This is a genomic window from Sorangiineae bacterium MSr11367, from assembly GCA_037157805.1.
Taxonomy (GTDB): Bacteria; Myxococcota_A; Polyangia; order Polyangiales; family Polyangiaceae; genus Pendulispora; species Pendulispora rubella.
Genome location: CP089983.1, coordinates 226,937 through 248,486 on the forward strand (window position 1 = coordinate 226,937; position 21,550 = coordinate 248,486).

17 protein-coding genes are annotated in these 21,550 nt (G+C 63.9%); 10 read left to right on the plus strand and 7 right to left on the minus strand.

The features are described from left to right. Positions 1-269: 269 nt before the first annotated feature. On the plus strand, positions 270-2,372 hold the full coding sequence (locus tag LVJ94_00950; GenBank protein ID WXB05830.1) for a serine/threonine protein kinase: 2,103 nt from the start codon (positions 270-272) through the stop codon (positions 2,370-2,372). Here LVJ94_00950 and LVJ94_00955 read toward each other — a convergent pair. Continuing rightward, positions 2,350-3,273, minus strand: a complete 924-nt coding sequence (locus LVJ94_00955; protein ID WXB05831.1) for a LysR substrate-binding domain-containing protein — start codon at positions 3,271-3,273, stop codon at positions 2,350-2,352. The two genes, LVJ94_00950 and LVJ94_00955, sit on opposite strands and share 23 nt — an antisense overlap. Positions 3,274-3,359: 86 nt before the next feature. Between LVJ94_00955 and ltaE the strand changes: the two genes are divergently transcribed. The 3 genes from ltaE to LVJ94_00970 all read left to right on the plus strand — a co-directional run bounded on the left by ltaE (position 3,360) and on the right by LVJ94_00970 (position 6,389). Next, positions 3,360-4,403: a low-specificity L-threonine aldolase gene (ltaE, locus tag LVJ94_00960; GenBank protein WXB05832.1), complete on the plus strand. Its 1,044-nt coding sequence runs from the start codon at positions 3,360-3,362 to the stop codon at positions 4,401-4,403. Positions 4,404-4,464: 61 nt separating this feature from the next. Continuing rightward, on the plus strand, positions 4,465-4,932 hold the full coding sequence (locus tag LVJ94_00965) for a hypothetical protein (protein ID WXB05833.1): 468 nt from the start codon (positions 4,465-4,467) through the stop codon (positions 4,930-4,932). A gap of 350 nt (positions 4,933-5,282) precedes the next feature. Beyond that, the gene (locus LVJ94_00970) at positions 5,283-6,389 is read left to right on the plus strand and encodes an RNA ligase RtcB family protein (GenBank protein ID WXB05834.1); all 1,107 of its coding nucleotides are present in this window, start codon (positions 5,283-5,285) and stop codon (positions 6,387-6,389) included. On the opposite strand, the gene LVJ94_00975 is transcribed toward LVJ94_00970, so the two are convergent. Beyond that, entirely contained in the window at positions 6,367-7,032 is a 666-nt protein-coding gene (locus LVJ94_00975) for a DUF2007 domain-containing protein (protein ID WXB05835.1), read from the minus strand. The two genes, LVJ94_00970 and LVJ94_00975, sit on opposite strands and share 23 nt — an antisense overlap. Before the next feature lie 180 nt (positions 7,033-7,212). Here LVJ94_00975 and LVJ94_00980 point away from each other — a divergent pair, with 180 nt between their 5' ends. Further along, entirely contained in the window at positions 7,213-9,534 is a 2,322-nt protein-coding gene (locus tag LVJ94_00980) for a hypothetical protein (protein ID WXB05836.1), read from the plus strand. A gap of 76 nt (positions 9,535-9,610) precedes the next feature. Continuing rightward, a complete protein-coding gene (locus LVJ94_00985) occupies positions 9,611-10,435 on the plus strand; it encodes a polysaccharide lyase (protein WXB05837.1) in 825 nt (274 codons plus the stop codon). 158 nt (positions 10,436-10,593) lie between these two features. On the opposite strand, the gene LVJ94_00990 is transcribed toward LVJ94_00985, so the two are convergent. From LVJ94_00990 to LVJ94_01000, 3 genes are all read right to left on the minus strand, one after another. Next, positions 10,594-11,370, minus strand: coding sequence for a class I SAM-dependent methyltransferase (locus tag LVJ94_00990; GenBank protein WXB05838.1), 777 nt, complete (start codon positions 11,368-11,370; stop codon positions 10,594-10,596). Between the two features lie 36 nt (positions 11,371-11,406). Then, on the minus strand, positions 11,407-11,889 hold the full coding sequence (locus tag LVJ94_00995) for a hypothetical protein (protein ID WXB05839.1): 483 nt from the start codon (positions 11,887-11,889) through the stop codon (positions 11,407-11,409). Positions 11,890-12,050: 161 nt separating this feature from the next. Continuing rightward, positions 12,051-12,533, minus strand: a complete 483-nt coding sequence (locus LVJ94_01000; GenBank protein ID WXB05840.1) for a DUF6328 family protein — start codon at positions 12,531-12,533, stop codon at positions 12,051-12,053. A gap of 51 nt (positions 12,534-12,584) precedes the next feature. Between LVJ94_01000 and LVJ94_01005 the strand changes: the two genes are divergently transcribed. Further along, the gene (locus LVJ94_01005; GenBank protein WXB05841.1) at positions 12,585-13,364 is read left to right on the plus strand and encodes a hypothetical protein; all 780 of its coding nucleotides are present in this window, start codon (positions 12,585-12,587) and stop codon (positions 13,362-13,364) included. Between the two features lie 174 nt (positions 13,365-13,538). On the opposite strand, the gene LVJ94_01010 is transcribed toward LVJ94_01005, so the two are convergent. After that, positions 13,539-15,182 (minus strand): beta-N-acetylhexosaminidase, encoded by a 1,644-nt coding sequence (locus LVJ94_01010; GenBank protein ID WXB05842.1) that lies wholly within the window; start codon positions 15,180-15,182, stop codon positions 13,539-13,541. 221 nt (positions 15,183-15,403) lie between these two features. Between LVJ94_01010 and LVJ94_01015 the strand changes: the two genes are divergently transcribed. The 3 genes from LVJ94_01015 to LVJ94_01025 all read left to right on the plus strand — a co-directional run bounded on the left by LVJ94_01015 (position 15,404) and on the right by LVJ94_01025 (position 20,481). Then, positions 15,404-17,347 carry an N-acetylmuramoyl-L-alanine amidase gene (locus tag LVJ94_01015; GenBank protein WXB05843.1) on the plus strand — a complete coding sequence of 648 codons (1,944 nt, stop codon included), beginning with the start codon at positions 15,404-15,406 and terminating at the stop codon, positions 17,345-17,347. A 34-nt stretch (positions 17,348-17,381) separates the two neighbouring features. Continuing rightward, positions 17,382-19,172 carry a gamma-glutamyltransferase family protein gene (locus LVJ94_01020; protein ID WXB05844.1) on the plus strand — a complete coding sequence of 597 codons (1,791 nt, stop codon included), beginning with the start codon at positions 17,382-17,384 and terminating at the stop codon, positions 19,170-19,172. A 106-nt stretch (positions 19,173-19,278) separates the two neighbouring features. After that, a complete protein-coding gene (locus LVJ94_01025; GenBank protein WXB05845.1) occupies positions 19,279-20,481 on the plus strand; it encodes a lactonase family protein in 1,203 nt (400 codons plus the stop codon). 73 nt (positions 20,482-20,554) lie between these two features. Here LVJ94_01025 and LVJ94_01030 read toward each other — a convergent pair whose 3' ends face one another. After that, on the minus strand, positions 20,555-21,532 hold the full coding sequence (locus LVJ94_01030; GenBank protein WXB05846.1) for an ester cyclase: 978 nt from the start codon (positions 21,530-21,532) through the stop codon (positions 20,555-20,557). Positions 21,533-21,550 lie beyond the last annotated feature (18 nt).

A 21,550-nucleotide genomic window follows, 5' to 3' on the forward strand; every position in this document is an offset into this window, starting at 1 on the left:
GGGCCAATCGCACCGCCGGCGGAACTCGCGTGATTTCTCGAGGTCTATCCTGGCCAAACGATATGATGAGATAGTCTTTTATTCGTTTTTATCGTCCGTTTCGCTTCGCGCCCGCAAGCAAATCTACGGTGTCGCGGATGTGCAATGCGCAACCAGGGAGTGGTTTGCGTCGTGTGCGAAAGCCCGAATACCGTGAGAATGTTGACGCATTGCGAGGTGTGCAGCCTGGTGTTAGCGTGAGGCTACATTCGCGCGGAAAAGAGCTTGAGATGACATCAGCGAGTCGTACGGAATTCCGACACGTTACGGATGTTGTTGGCCTGGAGGGGCAGCTCTTCGCCGGACGATTTCTCATCGAGGCGCAGGCCGGCGCCGGTGGCATGGGCATCGTGTACCGCGCCTTCGACCGGTCTAGCGGTGAGCTGGTCGCGCTCAAGGTTCTCCACAAGGCGGACAGCGCCACGCTGGATAGGTTGAGAACTGAAGCGCGGGCACTGGAAACGCTCGAGCACGAGGGGATCGTTCGCTACATCGCGCACGGGGTGGGCGACGAGGGCGCTCCGTATTTGGCGATGGAGTGGGTTCCCGGCGAATCGCTTCATCTCCGATTGCGGCGGGGCCCGCTGGCAGTGGCCGACGTTGCCATTCTCGGATGCCGTTTGGCAAATGCCCTGGAGACCGCCCATGCCCGGGGCATCGTCCATTGCGATATCAAACCGGGGAATGTGCTTTTGCCGTCGAAGCGCCTCGAGCAAGCCATGCTCGCAGACTTCGGGCTTGCGCGAACGCGCTCTCGTGGTGTGCCAAATATCGCCTCGACGCGGGCCGTGGTCGGTACCCCGGGGTATATGGCGCCCGAGCAGGCTCGTGGTGCACCCGCGCTCGATGGCCGGTCCGATTTGTTCTCGCTCGGATGCCTGCTCTTCCGCTGCCTGACGGGCGTGGAGGCCTTCGAGGAAACGTCGGAGTTGACCGCCATCGCCCGAACCGTTCTGCTCGAGTCGCCTCGCATATCCGAATTTCGATCCGACATTCCGCCTGCCTTGGAGCGACTCGTGACGCGACTGCTTGCCCGGGATCTGGACGAACGGCCCCCGTCGGCGAAGGTGGTGCGGGCCGAATTGGAACGCATCGTTCGCGAATGCGGCGCCTCGGAGGGGGAAATCGCCTCGGGCGAAGTTCGCACCCTCGAGTCGGCGGTCGACGTCACGTTTGGCCGCTACGTTCTCGACGATTGCCCGACGGAAGCCGCCAATGTCGTTCGTGCCAGGGATTCGTTGCTGGGACGCTCGGTAACCCTGCAAGTGTTTGGCTCCGTGCGCGATACCGAGGCGATCGCGCGTCTTCTCACCCGTGCGCGCGCCGCGGCGGGCTTGAGCCACCCGAACATCGCCGCCATTTACGATGTGGGCGAACATGCCGGGGTGCCATTCGTGGCGACGGAGTGCCCTGCTGGAGGACGCCTGCGGGACCATGTCGGTGACCCTTCCGTAGGATATGCGCAGAAGATTCGTTGGCTCTCTGCCATGGCACGCGGCCTCGCAACCGCACACCGTGCGGGGGTGACGCATGGCGCACTGAATCCGGACAATGTCGTCGTTGGGGATGGCGTAAACGCGGAGAACGTCAAAGTCATCGACTTTGGATTCGTGGGCTCGGGCCGCGAGTCGCCGTACACGGCTCCCGAACAGCGAGGAGGCGGCGCTCCCGATGCGGCCGCGGATCAATTTGCATGGGGAATGGTGGCCTTCGAGCTGCTCACGGGCCATCTCGGTTATCTTCATGGGGCGGCGTGGCAGCCCTTGCCGGACGGGATTTCGGCCATCGTTCGCCGAGCTCTCCGCAGGAAGCCCGAGGACCGATTCCCTTCCATGGATGCGTTGCTGGAAACACTGGAGGCGGCGCCACACGATGAACCCGAGCTCGGACCGGTGCCGAAGACCCTTCGCGCTCGGAGGCCCGCACTATTGGCCATATCCTTGGCGTTTGCCCTTTCGGCCGGAGCCATCATGGTGCTGCGGGCGCATCACTCCATGGAAGCATGGTCGCGAACGGCGGGAGCCGAACGAGGTATGATCGCGCCTCCAAAGGTCGAAGCGGCGCTCGCGATCCGAGGAACCCTGGCTTTGCCAGAAAACGCCGTAACTCTCTCCGAGAAGCGTGACATTGCCGGTCGCACCGACGGAGAGCGCGCGCCGCATCGTATCAAGAAGCGCGCGGTGATCAGTGCAAACGATGCCCCCGCAGGACAGCTGCCAGCGCCCGCCTCCGACGACGGAATGAACCTCGATACGAGCTCGCTCTACAGCGAATCCATCGAGGCGTCACAGAGCTTGGCGTCGCAGGATGTCAGCCTGTTGACGGGACATTGAACCTCGAGGACTTCGAAAGAACGACGCCCTTGGCCTGCGCCATGAGCCAGTCGCGCAGGACGTGGAGTCGTGGATCCGTCTCGCCGTGCGAAGGGCCCAAAAGCACATACCCAACGTCACCGCGGACGAAGCCGAAAGGGGCGACGAGTTGACCCGTTTGCAGGGCGTCGGCGACGAGAGGGGAGGGGCCGATGGCGAGGCCCAGGCCGGCCGTGGCCGATTGAAGGCTGAGGGAGAAATGGTCGAATGTCAGTTGGCGCTTCGGACGCAGGCGCAGTGAGGCGGCCTTGGCCCAATCGCGGAAGGCGTGGGGGCGCGTGCGTGTGTGCAGCAACGTGACGGCATCGAGGCCGTGCTTGCCGCGTAGCTTTTTCGCGTAAGTCGGACTGCACACGGGGCCGAGCCACTCGTCCATCAGGGGCTCGCACGCGAGTCCCGGCGCGATGGGGAAATCCTGCCGGCGGATGGCCAAGTCGACGCCGGTGCGCGCGAAGTCGATGGGACCGCCGCTGGACTCGATGTGGACGACCTGCTCCGGGTGGGCCTCGTAAAAGCTCGCGAGCCGGGGAATGAGCCATTGGAGCGCCAGGGTCGGCTCGCAGGAGAGAACCAGTGGGCGCTCGTGCCGGCGCTGCATTTGGGCAACGCCTTCGTGCAAAATGCCGAAGGCTCGCTCGGTGACCTGCATGAGCGCCGTCCCATCGGCGGTCAGCGCGACGTTTCGCGCGCCGCGGACGAAGAGGCGGACCCCCAGCGCCGTCTCCAACGCGCGAATCTGCCGGCTGATCGCCCCGTGCGTCAGATGCAAGGTGCGCGCGGCCTCCGTGAAGTTCGCCGAACGCGAGGCCACGTCGAAGCAATGCAAAGCGTGCAGCGAAGGGAGCTCGGGGCGCGCGTTCATGCCGTGAGTTTCACGCACACCACACGCGAAAACAAATCGCAAGCACGGCAGGGCAGGGATGCTACGAAAGGTGCGAGGAAATAGCGATGATCGACCTGCGAAGCGACACGGTGACCCTTCCCACGACGTCCATGAAAGACGCCATGTTTTGCGCCGAACTAGGCGACGATGTGTACGGGGAAGATCCCTCCGTCAATCGGCTCGAGCGGCACACGGCGGAACTTCTCGGCAAAGAGGCGGGACTCTTCGTGGCGAGCGGCACCATGGGCAACCTGTGCGCCATCCTCACGCATGGCGTTCGCGGCTCACGCGTGATTGCAGGCAACGAAAGCCACGTGTACCGCGCCGAGGCGGGAGGGGCCTCCGTGCTGGGCGGCCTGGTGCTCCACCCCATTCGAAACACGGACGACGGCGGGCTCGACCTCGAAGAGCTCGCGACGGCGCTCGAAAGCCCGGACGATCCGCACGTTGCGCCGGCGGGGTTGCTCACCCTCGAGAACACGCAAAATCGATGCGGCGGTGCCGTGCTGGACGCTGCGACCATCGCCCGGCATGCCGACCTTGCGCACGAGCGCTCGATCCCCGTTCACGTCGACGGAGCGCGCCTCTTCAACGCCGCGGTGGCCTTGGGGGTGAGTGCGCGCTCCCTGGTGGAATCGGTGGACAGCGTCCAGGTGTGCTTTTCCAAAGGGCTTGCAGCCCCTGTCGGTTCGATGCTCGTGGGCCCGGCCGATTTCATCCACCGCGCGCGCCGCATTCGAAAAATGGTTGGCGGAGGGATGAGGCAGGCGGGGGTTCTTGCGGCAGCATGTCAGGTTGCGCTCGACACGATGGTGGAACGTCTGGCCGACGACCATGCGCGGGCGCGGCGGTTGGCGGAAGGGATCGCCGCCGTTGCGGGCCCGGAAATCACCGTGGTGCCGCCGCGTTCCAACATCGTCATCCTGAAGGCGAAGCATGCGGACGGCCGCATCGAACGTCTCGTGGCAGGTTTGCGCCAGGAGGGAATCCTCGCGGGCAGTGGCAGTGCGGTTCGGCTGCGCGCGGTCCTTCATCATGGTATCGGCGATGACCAGCTCGAACGCGCGATAGGCGCCTTTCAACGCCTTCTTCGTGCGGGATCAGGTTGACGGCCGTCTGGCGCGGAGGGACGATCGTTACATCGCTTGGTGTGTTCGATAGGGGTGGGGCGTGGAGAAGGATCCAAAAACGTTCAAGCGTCTTCGTGCAGCGGTCGATGCTTCCGAGGACGCGTTGCCGCTGCGTGGCCACCACCTCTACGATCCGGAGGAAGAGATCCTCTTCGTGAGCTTCCCGAAGGGCTTTCATCTGGAGACGCGTGCCCAGGTCGAGGTCGGATTCGACCGCGCGCTGGAGGTGTGGCGCTCGGCGTGCGGGGGGCGGCGGGTCTACTTCGTGGTGGACTATACGAACTTCTCGCTCAACCTGAACCTGAACGACTTTTACGTGCAGCAAGTCAAACGCGTGCTGAACGAGTGCGCCGTCACCATCGTGCGCTTCGGGGGCGATCCCCTCGCGCGCACGGGTGCCCGGCTCCGCAGCATGAAGCTGCATATGCCCTCTCACCTCTACGACTCGCGTGAAGAAGCCATTGCCGTCGTCCGCGCTCTTCGGCAGGGCCGAATGGAGATTGCATAAGAGGTACTTGCTTTTCATTCGCGAATGCCTTACCTGTTCGCGACTCGCCATGCGCTGCCTGTGACTTCAGAGAAACCGTAAGGTGCGTCCGCCGGATGCCGGCTGCGACTACATTAACGGATCCAAGGTAGCTCCCCTCGCCGGAAGCCGTGCCTCCTCATGTCCTTCGGGACGGGCGGTGCGTGTTGGCGATGAGTGCGATGGCTCGAACCGGGACTTTCACGCGAGTTCGTAGCGGGGCGAACGGGCGTCTCTCGACGCCAATGTGCCATTCGTGTCGCGCCACACCTTTGCCGGCGGCTTTTTTTGCCCATGGTGCGTTGCACCTCATTGGAAGTCCGAGAAACGTCATGATTCGAATCGATGAACGCGCACATATCGTGGCTTCGCCCTCGAGTTGGATCGAGGGGGAGGCCGAGCGGCAGCTTCGTGCCACGAGTGCACTCACGGGGGTGCGGTGGGCGGTGGGCATGCCCGATTTGCATCCCGGCAAAGGGCATCCCATCGGTGCGGTCATTTTGGTCGATGGGATGGTCTATCCGCACTTGGTGGGCAGCGATATCGGCTGTGGCATGGCGCTTTATCGCATCGAGCTGCCCCGCTCGAAGCTGCACGCCGAGCGCCTCGCCAAACGGCTTCGTGGCCTCGAAGGAACCTGGGAAGGCGACGCCGATGCGTGGCTGCGCGATCGCGGGGTCGTCGAGCCATCGTTTCGCGATGCACTCGGCACCATCGGCGGCGGGAACCACTTTGCCGAGCTCCAAGCGGTGCACGAGGTGGCCGAGCCCTCGGCCCTCGAGGCCCTCGGGCTCCAGAAGGACACACACGTGTTGCTCGTGCATAGCGGCTCGCGCGGCCTGGGCGAATCGATTTTGCGCGCCCACGTCGCGGTGCATGGCGCCAAAGGGCTCGAGGTCGACAGCGTCGCGGGGCGCGATTACCTGCGCGCGCACGACCGCGCCCTCATGTGGGGGCGGGCCAACCGCGCCCTCATCGCGCATCGATTCGCCGAATCCGTCGGCGCCGACCTGCACCCCGTGCTCGATGTTTGCCACAATGCCGTCACCCCGCACGACGGCGGCTGGCTCCATCGCAAAGGCGCGGCCCCGCACGACGAAGGCCCCATTGCCATCCCCGGATCGCGCGGCACCCTGACGTACCTCGTGGAGCCCACCGGCGATGGGATGAACTCGGGACATTCCCTCGCGCATGGCGCGGGTCGCAAATGGACCCGCAGCGACGCGCGGGCCCGCATGCGCGATCGCTTCCGCGCCGGCGAGCTCCTGCGCACCGACCTGGGGAGCTTCGTCGTATGCGACGACAAGGACCTCCTCTTCGAAGAGGCGCCCGATGCCTACAAGCGCATCGATCGCGTCGTGGCCGATCTCGTCGAGGTGGGCGCTTGCCGCGTGCTCTCCACCCTCCGCCCGGTGGTCACGTACAAAATACGCAAATGAGCGCCAGCACCCATGCGGCAGCCAGCGTAAACACGGCCCTTCCAATTTGCGCCGAGGCCCCGGGAACCTGATTGGCATTGTAACGCGCCACCGCGAACGGGGCCGTGATCGCATCGGCGGCCACGAACAGAAACACGAGGGACCCAATCTTCGAATCGCCCGTGGTCATCAGCAGCAAGGTATTGCCCACGATGGCCGTGGCGAACACCACACCGGCGGCGGAATGCTGCGCGTAGAAGTGCCCGCCTCCAAAGGGCAGCAGCCACGCAAGCGCAAACGCCGCCCGCCGGTACCGCCGTCGGACCGGCTCCTCGTCCTCCGTGGGATCCTCTTTCGGGCGCTTGCCCTTCGTGCGATAGGGCATCGGACCGCGAAAAGGCTGCTGCTCCAATTCGCCTTCCGGCTCGAACCCGCGCAGCGCCTCGCGCGCTTGCTCGAGTTCGTCCCGGGGCACGGCCAGTCGGATGTCCAGCACCGTATTGAAGCGATTGAGCATCGTCGTGGCGACGCTGTTTCCGAGCACCGTCACGGTGATGTCATGATCGCGCAGAAAGTTCAGCATCATCTCTGCGGCAATCTGATCGTCGAACGTCCGTAGCGTCACCCATTCGTGTTCGCGCGGCTCGTGCACGTGGTTGCCCATCGAATGAGCTTACGGTGTGGTGGGCAAAGCCGCACCCCGAAAGATGACGCGGTCGTGTCGCGTCGTGTCAGGTCGGAGGGTCACGTCGCGCACGCTTGCATTCGTTAAATAACTTTACTAATTGCCATGGACGAGCAGCGAAAGCGAGCGGCGGGGGACTAGCCTCGAACGGAGGATTCCATGAAACGATGGTGTGGGCGGCTTTTGGCAGCATCCGTCACCTGGGTCGTTGCGTGCGATGTACCGTCGGATCCGGTATCGGAGTCGAGCACCTCGGCCGACATCGAATTAATGAAACCGAGCGCCTGGTCGCTCCAGAATACGATGAATACGGACGCCGCATGGGCCGAATACCTCGGTGGTCTCGACATGGTGTGGGCTTCGGTGCCGACGAGCTTTTACCAAGCGCCGTTTCTCGGAAATGGTGGACTCGGAGCTTCCGTATTCCAGACTGGAACGGCCAAACGGCTCTCGTTCAAGCTGGGCGACAACCGGGTGCGCGATCATCAGGGAACGGGCGGCACGTTATTTGGTAATGCGCGACTGCCCATCGGGGAACTCGTGCTGGACACGGCGGGCGACGTCACGGACGTGGATTTGCGGCTCTCTCTCTGGAACGCAGAGCTTACGGGGACGATCACGACGACCAAGGGCGTGCTTTCGGTGCGCGCCTACGTGCATGGAAAACGGGACGTGTTGGTCGCTTCCGTCCGCGTGAAGTCGGGCTCGGAGCGGGTCTCGTGGACCTTTGCCCCTGCCGCCGCACGCAGCCCCCGGCTCGATTTCAAGCCGGCGCCCGATGGGCTGCAGACGAACCCCGCCCCCGCGGTGAGCAGCAGTGGAAACAATGGGACGTGCACGCAGAACCTGGTCGCGGGCGGGCAGACGGTCACCCGTTGGCAGACGCGGACCGAGGCGGACGGAAAGACGCGCACCCTGATGGCGACCGTGGCGCACTCGCATCCCGCGAACGACGCGGGGGCGGTGGCTGCGAAGACGCTGGCCGATGCGTCGGCCGCCGGTGAGGGGGCGCTTCGCACGGAGCACCAGGGCTGGTGGCACGACTTCTATCCAAAGAGCTTCGTCTCGGTGTCCGATACGCGGCTCGAGAGCTTCTATTGGATCCAACTCTACAAAATGGCGAGTGCCACCCGCCGCGACCGGCCCGTGCTCAGCACCACGGGGCCATGGCTCGAGAAAACACCGTGGCCCGGCGTGTGGTGGAACCTCAACGTGCAGCTCGAATATTGGTTGATCAATGCGACCAGCCATCGCGAGCTCGACTCGCTCACGGCGTCGCTCGACCGGTATCGCGAGAGCCTGGTGTCCAACCTTCCCGAGGCGTACCGAAGCGATTCGATGGCCATGGCCCGCACCAGCCAGGAAAATCTGGAGACGTCCACCGTGGCCCTGCCGGGGAGCAGCGGCGATCCCGAGGTGGGAAATCTGGTTTGGGCGCTGCACAATGCGTGGTTGACCTACCGGCACGATATGGACGACAACGTGCTGCGCAATCTGGTCTTTCCCCTCTTGCGCAAGGCCGTGAATTTCTACCTGCACTTTTTGACGAAGGATGCTTCCGGCGTTTACCACCTGCCGAAGACATTCTCACCGGAGTACGCATCGACGTCGGACTGCAATTACGATTTGGCTCTCATTTACTGGGCATGCACGACCCTGCTGTCCTCGAGTGAGCGGCTCGGCCTGAGCGATCCGCTGGTGGGCACGTGGCAGGACGTGCGGGACCATCTGGTCAGGCCCCCGCAGGATGCGACCAACGGCTTCTGGATCGGTGCCGACGTGCAGTTGACGTCGTCGCATCGCCACTATTCACATTTGCTGTGGTTCTATCCGCTGTATCAACTGGATGTGACCACCAGCGCCGCGAACCGCGATGCCCTGACCAAGTCGATGGAGCATTGGCTCGGGTATACGGGAGCCCAGCAGGGATACACGTTCACGGGGTCCGGTTCGATGTATGCGATCCTTCGTAACGGCGACAAGGCGCGGGGGCAGCTGGAGACGCTGCTCGATAAGTACGTGCAGCCGAATACGATGTACAAAGAATCGGGCCCGGTCATCGAGACGCCGCTTTCGGGGGCGCAGACGATGCACGATATGCTCGTGCAGAGTTGGGGCGGCACCGTGCGCGTTTTTCCGGCGGTGCCCGCGGCGTGGTCCAACGTGACGTTGCACGACGTGCGGACGGAGGGGGCCTTTCTCGTGAGCGCCGTGCGGCGCGGCGGCAAAGCACAATTCATCCGAATCAAGAGCCTCGCCGGCGAACCTTTGCGTGTGCACCCGGGCAATCTCCCCGGGCCTTACGACGTGCGCTCGCTGCCCGATGGCCAGGCGATTCCTTCGAAGCAACTCGGCGACGGCTCCTTGGAGATCACGCTTGCACGCGGTGCCGATGTAGCTGTCGTCCCACGCGGGACCACGCCCGATCTCACGATCGAACCGGCCGGTAATAACGCAACGCGGTATTGGGGATTGCCGTAATCCAATTTGATTTCAGGCGTGACACCGGTATCATTGTCGACATGTTCATCTCCAGACTTCGTGAAAGGAGAAACTCATGCACCACGGCTCGAAACGGGGGCGGCTCATTTGGGCGATCATCGCGGCATGCATGCCGCTCTCCTGCAGCGGAGTCGACGCCACGGACGATGAGGACCTGGAGTCCACCGCGGCGGCCGCAGAGGCGGCGTCGTGGCAACTGAAGTGGAATCCCGAGGCGAATCGAGATGGCCTGAAGGCCTTCGAAGGCATCGAGGACGATAGGGCGAATTCGCATTCCGCCGGCCAGCCCCACATCTTCGTTTCGGGCAACAATTACCGCTTCAACATGCACATGGTCGACCGGGACACCTCCACGGATCGGCAGCGCCAGGAGGTGAAGGGAATGCGCACCTCCAGCGGTAGCCTCATCGACATGAACTTGGGCGAGACGTGGAAGCTTTCCTGGTCGCTCTACATTCCGAGCTCCTTGAAGGCGACGACGTCGTTCACCCACATCATGCAGCTCAAAATGCCGGGCAACGGTACGAGTCCGATTCTCGTCATGTCGCTGCGCCGCCACGGGAGCACGCCGAAAATCGAGGTCAAAGTCATCGAGGGCGACGTCCTCGTCGGCGCCATCGATCTGGCACCGCTCCAGAACAAGTGGATCGATACCGACCTCGAATTCAAAATTGGCGATGGCTCGAGCGGTTCCGTGCGCTGGGTCGTTCGCAACGGGGGCACCACGGTGATCGACACCAAGAAAACCGGTGTCGACCTATGGCTCGGCGATCGCGTCCGCCCGAAGTGGGGCATCTACCGCTCCCTCGGCGACACCTCCGGCTCGTTGCAGGACTGTTATCTACAGCTCAACAACATGCGCGGATATCAAAACCTCTAGAAGAAGAGAATTCACAGGAAGACGGGAAGACGGGAAGGGTTTTTTGATTTCCAGTTGGCGCCGTGAGCCCATTGGAAAACTCAAAGAAAAGCGTTCCGCGCTATTTCGAGCCGGAACTCCTTCCCGTCTTCCCGTCTTCCTGTAATTCCTCTCTGCAGTTAAGCCGTTTTGCGGGCGCGGGTGGCGAGGAATGTGGGCATGTATTTGGCCACCACCTCGCCCTCGCTTGCGAAGTCGTCGTAGTAGCCGATGAGGGCGAAGCCCGCGTCGATTTGGCCGCCGATTTGATCTTCGAGCGTGTGACCGAACTGGAGCGCTTCGCCTTTGTCGGTGTAGCGGCGGCGTTCTTCGTCGGTGAGGCTCGTCTTGTCCGAATAGGGGAGAGGGTAGCGGATGACGAGCTCGCCGCGCTTTTCCAGGTCGACGTCGAAGCAGAATGCGACCGGGTTGGCCACGCCGGCGAGCATCGTGCCGCCAGCCCGCAGCACCCGTGCGCACTCACGCCAGACGGGGCGCACGCTCTCGACGAAACAGTTCGACACCGGGTGGAAGATCAAGTCGAAGCTTGCGTCGCCGAGCTCGGAGAGATCGCGCATGTCGCCCTCGACGGTGCGAATGGAGAGCCCTTCGCGCTCGGCCACGAGTCGATCTTGCCCGAGTTGTGCGGGCGAGTTGTCGAACACGGTGACGGTCGCACCGGCCGCCGCGAGGATGGGGGCTTGCTGTCCGCCGGCCGACGCGAGACAGAGGACGTCGAGCCCTTCGAGCTCGACGGGAAACCAAGAGCGCGGCACCGGCTTGCGCGGCGTGAGGACGATGTGCCAATCGCCCTCGCGGGCCCGCGCGATCGCCTCGCGGCTCACGGGTATCGTCCAGCGATCACCTTCCGCGACGGCGCGGTCCCAGGCCTCTCGGTTGTAAGTGCGAATATCCATGTACAGGAAATAGCAGACTACCGATTCCGAAGGCGTCTACAATTTCCGATCGAGGAGCTGTCCACCGCAGGCGGAGGGAGCCATCTCCCAGCCACCCCCACGCTGCCGCTGTCGATGTTCGGGCCTCAGCTCGCTGCGTGCGTCCGCTGAGAGTAGATCGCACGGGTCGAACCAATGTTCGGTGATGGCCCGTTCCAAGACAGGCGGAACGTCGCCCGTGAAGTCGTCGATGTGCGGGCACCGCCAATGCCAGAGAGCCCACCGCTCGGGAACTTCCCCGAAGCAAAGGACTTCTTTGACGCCGCCGTTGCAATTGGTCGCGATGACGAGAATTGGCCCGGGGAGAAGGTCGAGGAGATGGTCGTTCGCTGTGGACGGAACGCGAACGACCACGTCGTGGTGGAATTCGCCCTGCTTCCAGTGTTCGAGAAGCTCGTACCCGCCGAAACGATGCCGTACTTCGTCGAGCAGGCTTCCCAGACCCAGCGTGTCGGCGAGGGTCTGAACGAAGTGCTTCATGACGAGAACAAACGTAGCACAACGAAAAAGCTTCCCAGCCGAATTGAAATGGCTGCGTCCGACGGGCACTGCGGAGTACACGGTGGGAACGAGTCGGTCGTGCGGTGAGTGTGGATCGGGCGGCGCAGCTCGGCAGGTGCGTTTCCAGGTTTGCCAAAACGTCACGAAGGACGTTGCGCATGCGCGCGCCGCCAAAGCGGTACGACGTACCAGGTCGCAACGATGAGCAGAAAGGCCAAGGCGGTGATCGCCGGTGCCCATCCCTCGCCGAGGAGCATTCCCGAAATGAGGAACACCGCACCACAAATGGCCAGCGCGAGAAAGGCGATGCCGACGATGGCGAATCCATTGGCGCGGAGCAGCAAGCGCTCCTTTTCGGGTGCACGGAAGGCGATGCGATGGTTGGACGAAGGCGCAATCAGGAAAACGGCAGCCACCGTGGTCGTGGCGAAGGTGAAGAAAAAGACGCCGCGAAGGAGCTCCGACAGCTTGGCGAACGTTTCGTGAAACGGAACCGTGAGAAGGAACGCGAAGAGCATTTGCACGCCCGGCAGCGCGATGCGAAGCTCGCTCAGGAGCTCGGTGAGTTCGCGGTTGACGCGGTCGTGAGGCGATTCGGTATTCTTGGAGGTGTCCTCGTCCACATGGTGGATGGTACGCCTGTTTCGTATTTCGTAAAGTTACGGAGGGAAGCCATGAATCGGATCCATGCCCCCGAGATTGAGGATTACGAGTGGTGCCCCGCGTTGTGGCGCAACACGCTCACCGACGTGCTTCGTGCCTCCTCCGAATGGCTTCACCTGTTCGACAGCGCCGCGGGGATCGCCGCAGAGGTGCTCACCGGCACGTCGGCCGCGCGCATCGTCGATCTTTGCTCCGGCAGCGGCGGTCCCGCGGTGGCCCTCGTCGATGCGCTCGAACGCTGGCACGGCATCCGTGTCGACGCCGTGCTCACCGACAAGTACCCGAACCATGCGGCGTTCGATCGGCTCGAACGGCAGCGGCGCCGACGCATCGTCGGCCTGCGCGAACCCATCGACGCGACCGCGCTCCCCGACCATCTCGTGGGCCTGCGCACCCTCTTCAACGCGCTCCATCACTTCCGTCCGCCCATGGCCCGCGCCATCTTCGCGGCCGCGGCTCGGGCGCGCCAGCCCATCGCTTCGTTCGAAATGGTCGAGCGCTCGCTCCAAGGTGTGGCCATCGTCGGCGGCGCGCCACTCTTCGCCGCCGCCGTCATGCCCTTCCTCTCACCGCGAAGCTGGTCGCGCCTGGCCCTCACCTACGGCCTGCCGCTGCTTCCCGCGATGATCACTTGGGACGGATTCGCCTCGTGCCTGCGCGCCTATTCCCCGGACGAACTCCGCGCCCTCGTCGCCGGCCTCGAAGACGAGCATTACCGCTTCCGCGTCGTCACCCGCCGCGCCTCCTGGCACCGCATCCGCGTCACGGCCCTCATCGGTGAACCCTGTTAGCGGCAGTGTGCGGCTCGAAGAGGATTGGACAGGAAGACGGGAAGGCGGGAAGGGGTTTCGGCACGCGCAGCGCGGAACGCTTGTTTGGGTTTCCAGATGGCCCCATTGGGCCAAATGGAAACCAAAAAACCTTCCCGTCTTCCCGTCTTCCTGTGAATTCTCTCTCTTAGCCGTTTACGGCCACGCGATTTGTGGGGACGGGTAATACGTGATCTTGGCCTTCTTCCAGCGGGGGCTGTGGGTGGCGAGGCGGGTGCGGAAGTCGCTCCAGGTGCGGCTTGCCGGGGACCAACCGCGCTCGGCGAGGGCGGGGAGGCGTGGGAAGATCATGTATTCGATGTCGGCCAGTTTCGTGATGGTTTCCGTCCAGAGCGGGGCCTCGAAGCCGGCGATTTGGCTGCTCGATACCCCCGTCAGGTAGGCCGTTGGGTTCCAGTCGTAGGCATCGCGCACTTCGATGAGACCGGCCCAATCTTGGCCGAGCGGTGTATTTTGGTCGTACTTCATATCCAAGTACGTCTTGTTGGCCGCCGAGACGAGGAACTTCATTCCGCGTTGGGCCGCTGCCTTCACGTTGGCGTCGTCGGGGGTCGTTCCCCAGTATTGCGGGAGCGCCGTCGTATCGGGGGTGGCCTTGAGGATCTCGTGCCAGCCCACCATCCGTTTGCCGTACTTCGCCACGATGGGGAATACCCGCTTCTCGAAGGCGATGTAATCGGCCTCCGGCGTGCTGTGCGCCTCGTCTCCGCCGAGGTGGATGTACGGTCCCGGCGTGAGCGCGGCCAGCTCGCGCACCACGTCGTCGATGAACTTCGTGACGACCGCGCGGTGCGCCTCGTCCATGCAGAACGAGGAGAACCCGACGTCCGTGCCCGTGTAGAGCGGGGGCGCCTGGTTGTTGCAATTGAGCTCGGGAACCGAGGCCAAGGCTGCGTTGGTGTGCCCGGGCATGTCGATTTCGGGTATCACCGTGATGTAACGCGCGGCCGCGTAATTCACGATGTCGGTGTATTCGGCCTTGGTGTAATAGCCGCCCGGACCGCCGCCCACCTGCGTGCTCCCGCCATAGGTGGCCAGCCGCGGGTACGAATCGATCTGAATGCGCCAGCCCTGGTCGTCGGCCAGGTGGATATGGAAGTAGTTGAGCTTGTAGCGCGCGAGGTGATCGATGTACCGCTTCACCGTGGACACCGGGAAGAAGTGGCGGGCCACGTCGAGCATGCCCCCGCGGTAATCGGTGCGCGGATAGTCGAGAATGTGCCCGCCCGCGATCTTCCACGATGCATTTTCGACCGTCGAATTCTCGATGGCTACCGGTAGCAATTGCCGCAACGTCTGCACGGCGGCAAACAGCCCCGCACCCGTCTTGGCGCGCACCAGCACGCGCGATCCGTTCACGTCGATCTCGTAGCCCGAAGCACCCACGCTGCCGTTCGCTCCGCTGAGCAGGAGCGCGATGCCCGAGTTCGGAACCCCGCTGGCGGGACGCACCGTGAACGGATACCCCGTGGCGGGACGAAGCAGCCCTGCGAGGTATTCGCCAACGCGTGCCGCATCTTGCGAATTGGGATCCGTGTACACCACGGTATTTCGCGTTAGTGTGTATTCTTGTTCAGATTTGGATTGAACGGATACCGGCGAAGGAATCACCTTGTCGAGGCCAATGGCAGCGGCCAATTCCTGTTCCTGAACGGAGCTGTTATCCTCGTTGGCTACGGGGTTTACGTCGGTGTCGGCGCCCGGCGAGCACGCTGCCGTGACTGCGGCGGCGGCGAGCACACAGAGCGGGACGGAAAATGCGCGAGAGGTCGGGGCCATTGCCGCTAGGGAACGCCCATTTCTCTATTCTAGCAAGCATGAACAATTGGCATGATGCTACGCGCCGTACGTAATTCGGACATCGTCGTTGTGCCCTATTTGGAACCCTCCACTGGTACTGAAGTGGTCTTATCTGAACCATTCGGTCGAGCTAGGACATTAATGCGGAAGGCCCTTCAATAAGGTTCCGGAATTGTCGAGCTCGCGAGTACCGTGTCCCGATGCGACGAATCCTTATCCACGGGTCGGTCCTCTGCGTTCTGGCTCTTGGTTGTCAGGCGGGTTTGCCCGAATCGTCTGACACCCAATCGAGCGGTGCGCGGCAGCAAGCGTTCACCCGCACATCGCAGGAATACGGTGTGCCGGAAAGTGTGCTGCTCGCGGTTTCTTACTTGGAATCACGATGGGATACCAATGCGGGGCAGCCGAGTCGCAGTGCCGGCTACGGCCCGATGCATTTGACGGATCTCCAGGCCGTCGAATCGTTCTCGCACGGCGATGGCGCGGACGATCCGCGCGGTGACCAAGCGCGCCCGTGGTCTCGTGCCGAGCGCCCGGGCACTCCGGTGGACATGCCCGCGCTGCAGACGGCCGACCTGGCCGCCAAGTTGACGGGGGTGGACAAGGAAACGCTGCGCGGCGATGCGGAGCAGAATCTGCGCGGCGGTGCGGCGTTGCTCGCCGAGTACCAGCGCGAGCTCGTGGCCGCGGGCAAAGTGCGCGCGGGCAGCACGGATCCGGCGGATTGGTACGGCGCCGTGGCCCGCTACAGCGGTGCGACGGATACGGCGGCGGCGCGTCAGTTCGCCGACGAGGTGTTTGCCACCTTGGCCGAAGGCGTGCAGCGCACGACCGACGATGGCCAGCAGATCGCCCTGGCCCCCACCGCGGTGCAGCCGCAGCGGGCGCAGGTCGATGCGCTCGGATTGCGCGAGACGGTGCAGGGCGAGGCGGAGTGTCCGCCGTCGCTCGGTTGCGAGTGGATTCCCGCGCCGTATCAAGACTTGGGCGGCGGCGATTACGGCAATCACGATTTGGCCGATCGCCCGAACAGCCAGCGCGTCTCGTACATCGTCATTCACGACACCGAAGGGTACTATCCGACGGCGCTGCAGCTCGTGCAGGATCCCACCTACGTGAGCTGGCATTACACCTTGCGCTCCTCGGACGGCCACGTGGCGCAGCACGTGAAAGGCAAAGACGTCGGCTGGCACGCGGGCAACTGGTACGTGAATGCCAAGTCCATTGGCCTCGAGCACGAGGGCTTCGCGGCGCTGGGCACCTGGTACACGGAGGCGCTCTATCGGAGTTCGGCCAAGTTGGTGCGTTATCTGGCTTTCCGTTATGGCGTCCCGCTCGACCGCGCGCACATTCTCGGGCACGACACCGTGCAGGGCACGACGCCGGCCACCGTGCGGGGCATGCATTGGGATCCCGGGCCGTATTGGGATTGGTCGCACTATTTCGACCTTCTCGGTGCGCCGCTGCGCCCGACCGGAGGGGACCATTCGGGGTTGGTGACGATCAAACCGAACTATGCGACCAACAAGCCGGCGTTCTTCGGATGCGACAGCAAGCACCCCGCCGATCCGTGCCCGGCGCGAAGTTCGTCGTCGGTGGTGCTCCACACCGAGCCGCGGGAGGATGCGCCGCTGCTTCGTGACGTCGCGCTCCATCCGCCGGACGGTGTGAGCACGATGCGCGTGTCGGACATCGGCAGCCGCGCTTCGACGGGGCAGCAGTACGCCGTGGCCGATCAGAGCGGCGATTGGACCGCGATCTGGTACCTCGGTCAGAAGGGCTGGTTCTACAACCCGAAGAGCAATCCCAGCGCGCTTCCTGCGGTTGGCTTCGTCGTGACGCCGAAGCAGGGCAAGGACACCATTCCGGTGTTCGGCCGCGCGTACCCCGAGGCGGAGGCTTACCCCGCGAACATCACCCCGCAAGCCATCGTGCCGCTCCAGTATTCACTGCCGGCCGGTCAGCGTTACTCCCTGGGGCAATTCGCCGATACGGAGTACTTGTGGGCAACCACCTTCGACCCGGCGAATCACGTGGTGGTCAAAGGCGATACTCGATATTACCAGATTCAATTCGGTCACCGCGTGGCCTACGTGAAGGCGGACGACGTGTGGCTGCTCCCGAGCCCGCTCGGCGCTCCGTAAGCCACCCCGTCGAAAAACGCGCTACGCTCGGGACGTGTTTACCACCCGTCCCGAGCTGATTGGCACACATGGAATGGTCGCCTCCACGCATTGGCTGGCGTCGGCGGCGGGAATGGCGATGCTGGAGGAGGGCGGCAACGCCTTCGATGCGGCGGTGGCCGCGGGCTTCGTGCTCCAGGTCGTGGAACCGCATTTGAATGGGCCCGGCGGTGAAGTGCCCGCCGTGTTTTTCGCCGAGGGCGACGCGAGGCCGCGCGTGCTCTGCGGGCAGGGCGTCGCACCGGCCGGCGCCACCATCGAGCATTACCGCGGCCTCGGCCTCGATCTGATTCCCGGCAGCGGCCTTCTGGCGGCCACGGTTCCCGGAGCGTGGGACGGCTGGATGATCCTCCTGCGCGACTACGGCACGAAGCCGCTGCGCAAGGTGCTCCGCTATGCCCTCGCGTACGCGCGGCATGGCTTTCCCATCGTGCCGCGCATCACCGAGACCATCGAGGCCGTCTCCGAGTTGTTCTCCGCGCATTGGCCGACGTCGGCGGCGCATTGGCTGCCCGGCGGGGCGGCACCTGCCCCGGGTACACGCTTCGCCAACACGGTGCTGGCCGATACATGGGAACGGCTCCTCGTGGAGGCCGAGGCGGCCGGATCCGACCGCGAGAACCAGATCGAGGCGGCGCGGCGTGCATGGTCGCGCGGCTTCATCGCCGAGGAAGTGGATGCTTTCTGTCGTCAGGCCTTTCGGGACGACTCGGGGCGAAACCACGCGGGGGTCGTCACCAGCGAGGACATGGCCGCGTGGCAAGCGTCCTTCGAGGATGCCATCTGCGTGGACTTTGGCGGGTGGACCTTGGTCAAGTGCGGGGCGTGGACGCAAGGACCGGTGCTGGGGCAACAATTGCGGTTGCTCGAGGGGTTCGCCGACCGCCTCCGGTACGTGAACGGCATCCCCACGGCGGAGACCGTGCACCTCGCCGCGGAGTGCGCAAAATTGGCCTTTGCCGACCGCGAAGCGTGGTACGGGGACGACCCCAGCGTTCCCTTGGCGGCCTTGCTCTCGCGCGAATATGCCGCCGAACGGCGCGCCCTCGTCGGAGCCGACGCCTCGTTGGAGCTACGTCCCGGTTCGCCGGATGGGCGCGCGCCCGTGCTTCCGGCCTACGCCACGGGCGCGGAGCGCGCGAACGTGGCACTTGCGGGCGCGCTGGGCGATCCCACGGTGGCGCGCAGTGGAACGGTGCGCGGCGATACGGTGCACATCGACGTGGTGGATGCGCGCGGCAACATGATCTCGGCCACGCCCTCGGGCGGGTGGCTGCAGTCCTCGCCGTGGATCCCCTCGCTCGGATTCTGCCTTGGAAGTCGCGCGCAGATGTTTTGCCTCGAGCCGCATCTCCCGAGCGCGCTGAAGCCGGGGCGCCGCCCGCGCATCACGCTCTCTCCGTCGCTGGCCCTGCGGGATGGGCAGCCGCGCATCGCGTTCGGTACGCCGGGCGGCGATCAGCAGGACCAATGGCAGCTTTGCTTCTGGCTCGGCCACATGGTGGGTGGATTGAACCTGCAGGAAGCCATCGATGCGCCCGCCTGGCATTCGTCGGCATTTCCTAGTTCGTTTTACCCGCGTTATTGGCAACCGGGCGAATTGGTCGTCGAATCGAGGTTGGGCGCGGCCGCGTTGGATGAGCTCCGCCAGCGCAAGCACCGTGTGATCGACGCCGGCCCTTGGTCGCTCGGGCGATTGTCAGCGGTGTCGCGCAACCCGCTCGACGGCCTCCTGCGCGCAGCCGCCAATCCGCGTGGCATGCAGGGCTACGCTGTAGGTCGTTAGTCCGCCGCCGGCATAGTTTGTCGTGGCACCGCGGGGCGTCTCGTGATGTAACCCGGACCGAATTCGTCAAGATCCATTACGAAGGATAAGACAGAGGAGATGCGCCATGTCCGACGATAGGTCTCTGGGTGTGCGTGGGCTCGTCAAACGTCGTGCGTTCGCCGGTGCGCTGACCGCCGTTCTATTCGGTGGTGCGCTGTTGGGCTGCAAGAGCTCGTCGTCGCTCGCCGCCGCGGAAGGTTCCGCGCAAACGACGGCACAGACGAAAGCCGTGGGAGGTGCAGGCGTGATCTTCATTGGAAGTTACGGAGAGCCGAACGGTCTCACGCTTGCTACGCCGTCGAAAACCGGCGAGGTCGCGAACGGCGCGCTCGCGGTGGCGGGGCAGGGGCCCAACCTTCCCAAGGCGTCGTTCCTGGTGCAGTCGAAAGATCGCAAGTTCCTCTACGCCACGAACGAGACCGAGCCGGGTGAAGGCAAGGTGTCCGCGGTGGATATTTCCGATCCGTCGCAGCCCAAGGTTCTCAACGCGCAATCGAGCCGCGGCACGTTGCCCTGCCATGTCGCGTTGGATCCGAGCGGCCGCTATCTACTCACGGCCAACTACGGTGACGGAGCCGTAACCGTGCATCGCATTCAGCCGGATGGTCGTATCGGTGAATCGACCGACATGGTCAAGCAGACGGGCACTACCCGGGAGGCGCACGCACATCAAATCGTGTTCGATCCGAGCGGCAAGTGGATCCTCTCGGTCGATTTGGGCGCCGACGCGGTGTTCGTCTACCAGCTGGATGCGAGCACCGGCAAGTTGAGCAAGCAAGGTCAAGTCAGCTTGCCCGTGAAGACGGGACCGCGGCACCTCGCCTTTCATCCGTCGGGAAAGTACGCGTACATCTTGGGCGAACTCACCCCCGTGGTCACGGTGGGTACGTGGGACGCATCGCGCGGCTCGCTGCAATTGGGGCAGACCGTCAATTCGGTCGCGAAGAACGATCCGCCGAACTACCCCGGTGAAATTGCCGTGTCATCCGACGGCAAATTCGTTTACGCCTCGAATCGCGGCGAGAACAGCATCGCCACCTTCGCCGTGCAGGACGCAGGAGCGCGTCTCGAGTTCCTCGGCACGGTGACCTCTGGCGGTATTTGGCCGCGACACTTCACCTTCAGCCCCGACGAACGCTGGATGTACATATCCAATCAGCGCTCGGGCAAGGTGTCGTGGCTACCGCGCGACCCATCGACCGGACGCCTTGGAGCACCGGCCGGTTCGATCGACGTGCCCACGGCCGCCATCGTGCTGTTTCATTAAAGAATCACAGGGAGGCGGGGAGTCGGAGAGAGCTTGGCTCCCCGTCTTCCCGTCTCCCTGTTTTATCGTTCTTCTAGACGCTGGCCACGCGCGGGGTGTGGTGCAGACGGAATCGGCGGGGGGACGTTTGGGTCCAACGCCGGAACGTGCGGAAAAACGAGCCCACTTCGCCGAACCCCAGTTGAAGTGCAATGGCACCCAAGGGACGGTTCGTATCCGCGAGGTATTGGCATGCGAGCTCGCGCCGCACGCAATCGACCTCGTGTGTGAAGCTGCTTCCTACTTGCTGCAGCCGGCGCTGCAAGGTGCGTGGGCTCACCCCGAGGGTGCGTGCCACATCCCGCATCTCCGGGTTGCCGTTGACACCACCATTGCTGCCGTTGGTGCCGCCATTGGCGTCGTGGGAGAATGCCGCCCGCAGGCATTCCCGCACGCGTCCGGGTAGCTCCGTGGACGACGGAGGCGAGGGCAACAGGAAGTTGGCCAGCTGCTGCCCCACGACGAACGGGTCACAACCCGGTGCTGCTTCTTTCTGGCCTTCAGCGAGCTCTTGCACGATCTGAAGGACCATCGCGATCACGAACTCGTTGCCGCTGCGCGTAAGGCAGTCAGGATCGGCCGTGGAGAGGCGCTCCTGTAGAGCGAGGTACTTATCCTTTTCCTCGTTCGACATGGTGGTCGTGCGCCAGTGTTCGATAATTTTCCCTTCGTGGAAACGCTCGATCTGCATCTGTTCGATCTCGATCCGTCGCCCGGTGGGCGCGATCCCGAACAGATTTCCTTCGTGCGTTCCGCGTTTGACGACGCGCACCGCTACACGATCTCCATCGTGTAGCTCGTCCCGGACGTCGTAGCGGAGATCGGGAAAGGCCATTCTCATGGCCAAGATCACGCGCTTTAACCCCTCCGGTCCGGCCGGTTGACCGGGCAGTGCGGACGGATGATTGATGTAATTTGGATGCAGCAGGTCGTCGAGTAGCTCGACACGCCCCTGATTCCAAACTTCACCGAAATAACGAGTTACTACTCGGCTGTGAATCTGCCGCGACAACGAAGCCTCCCTACACGG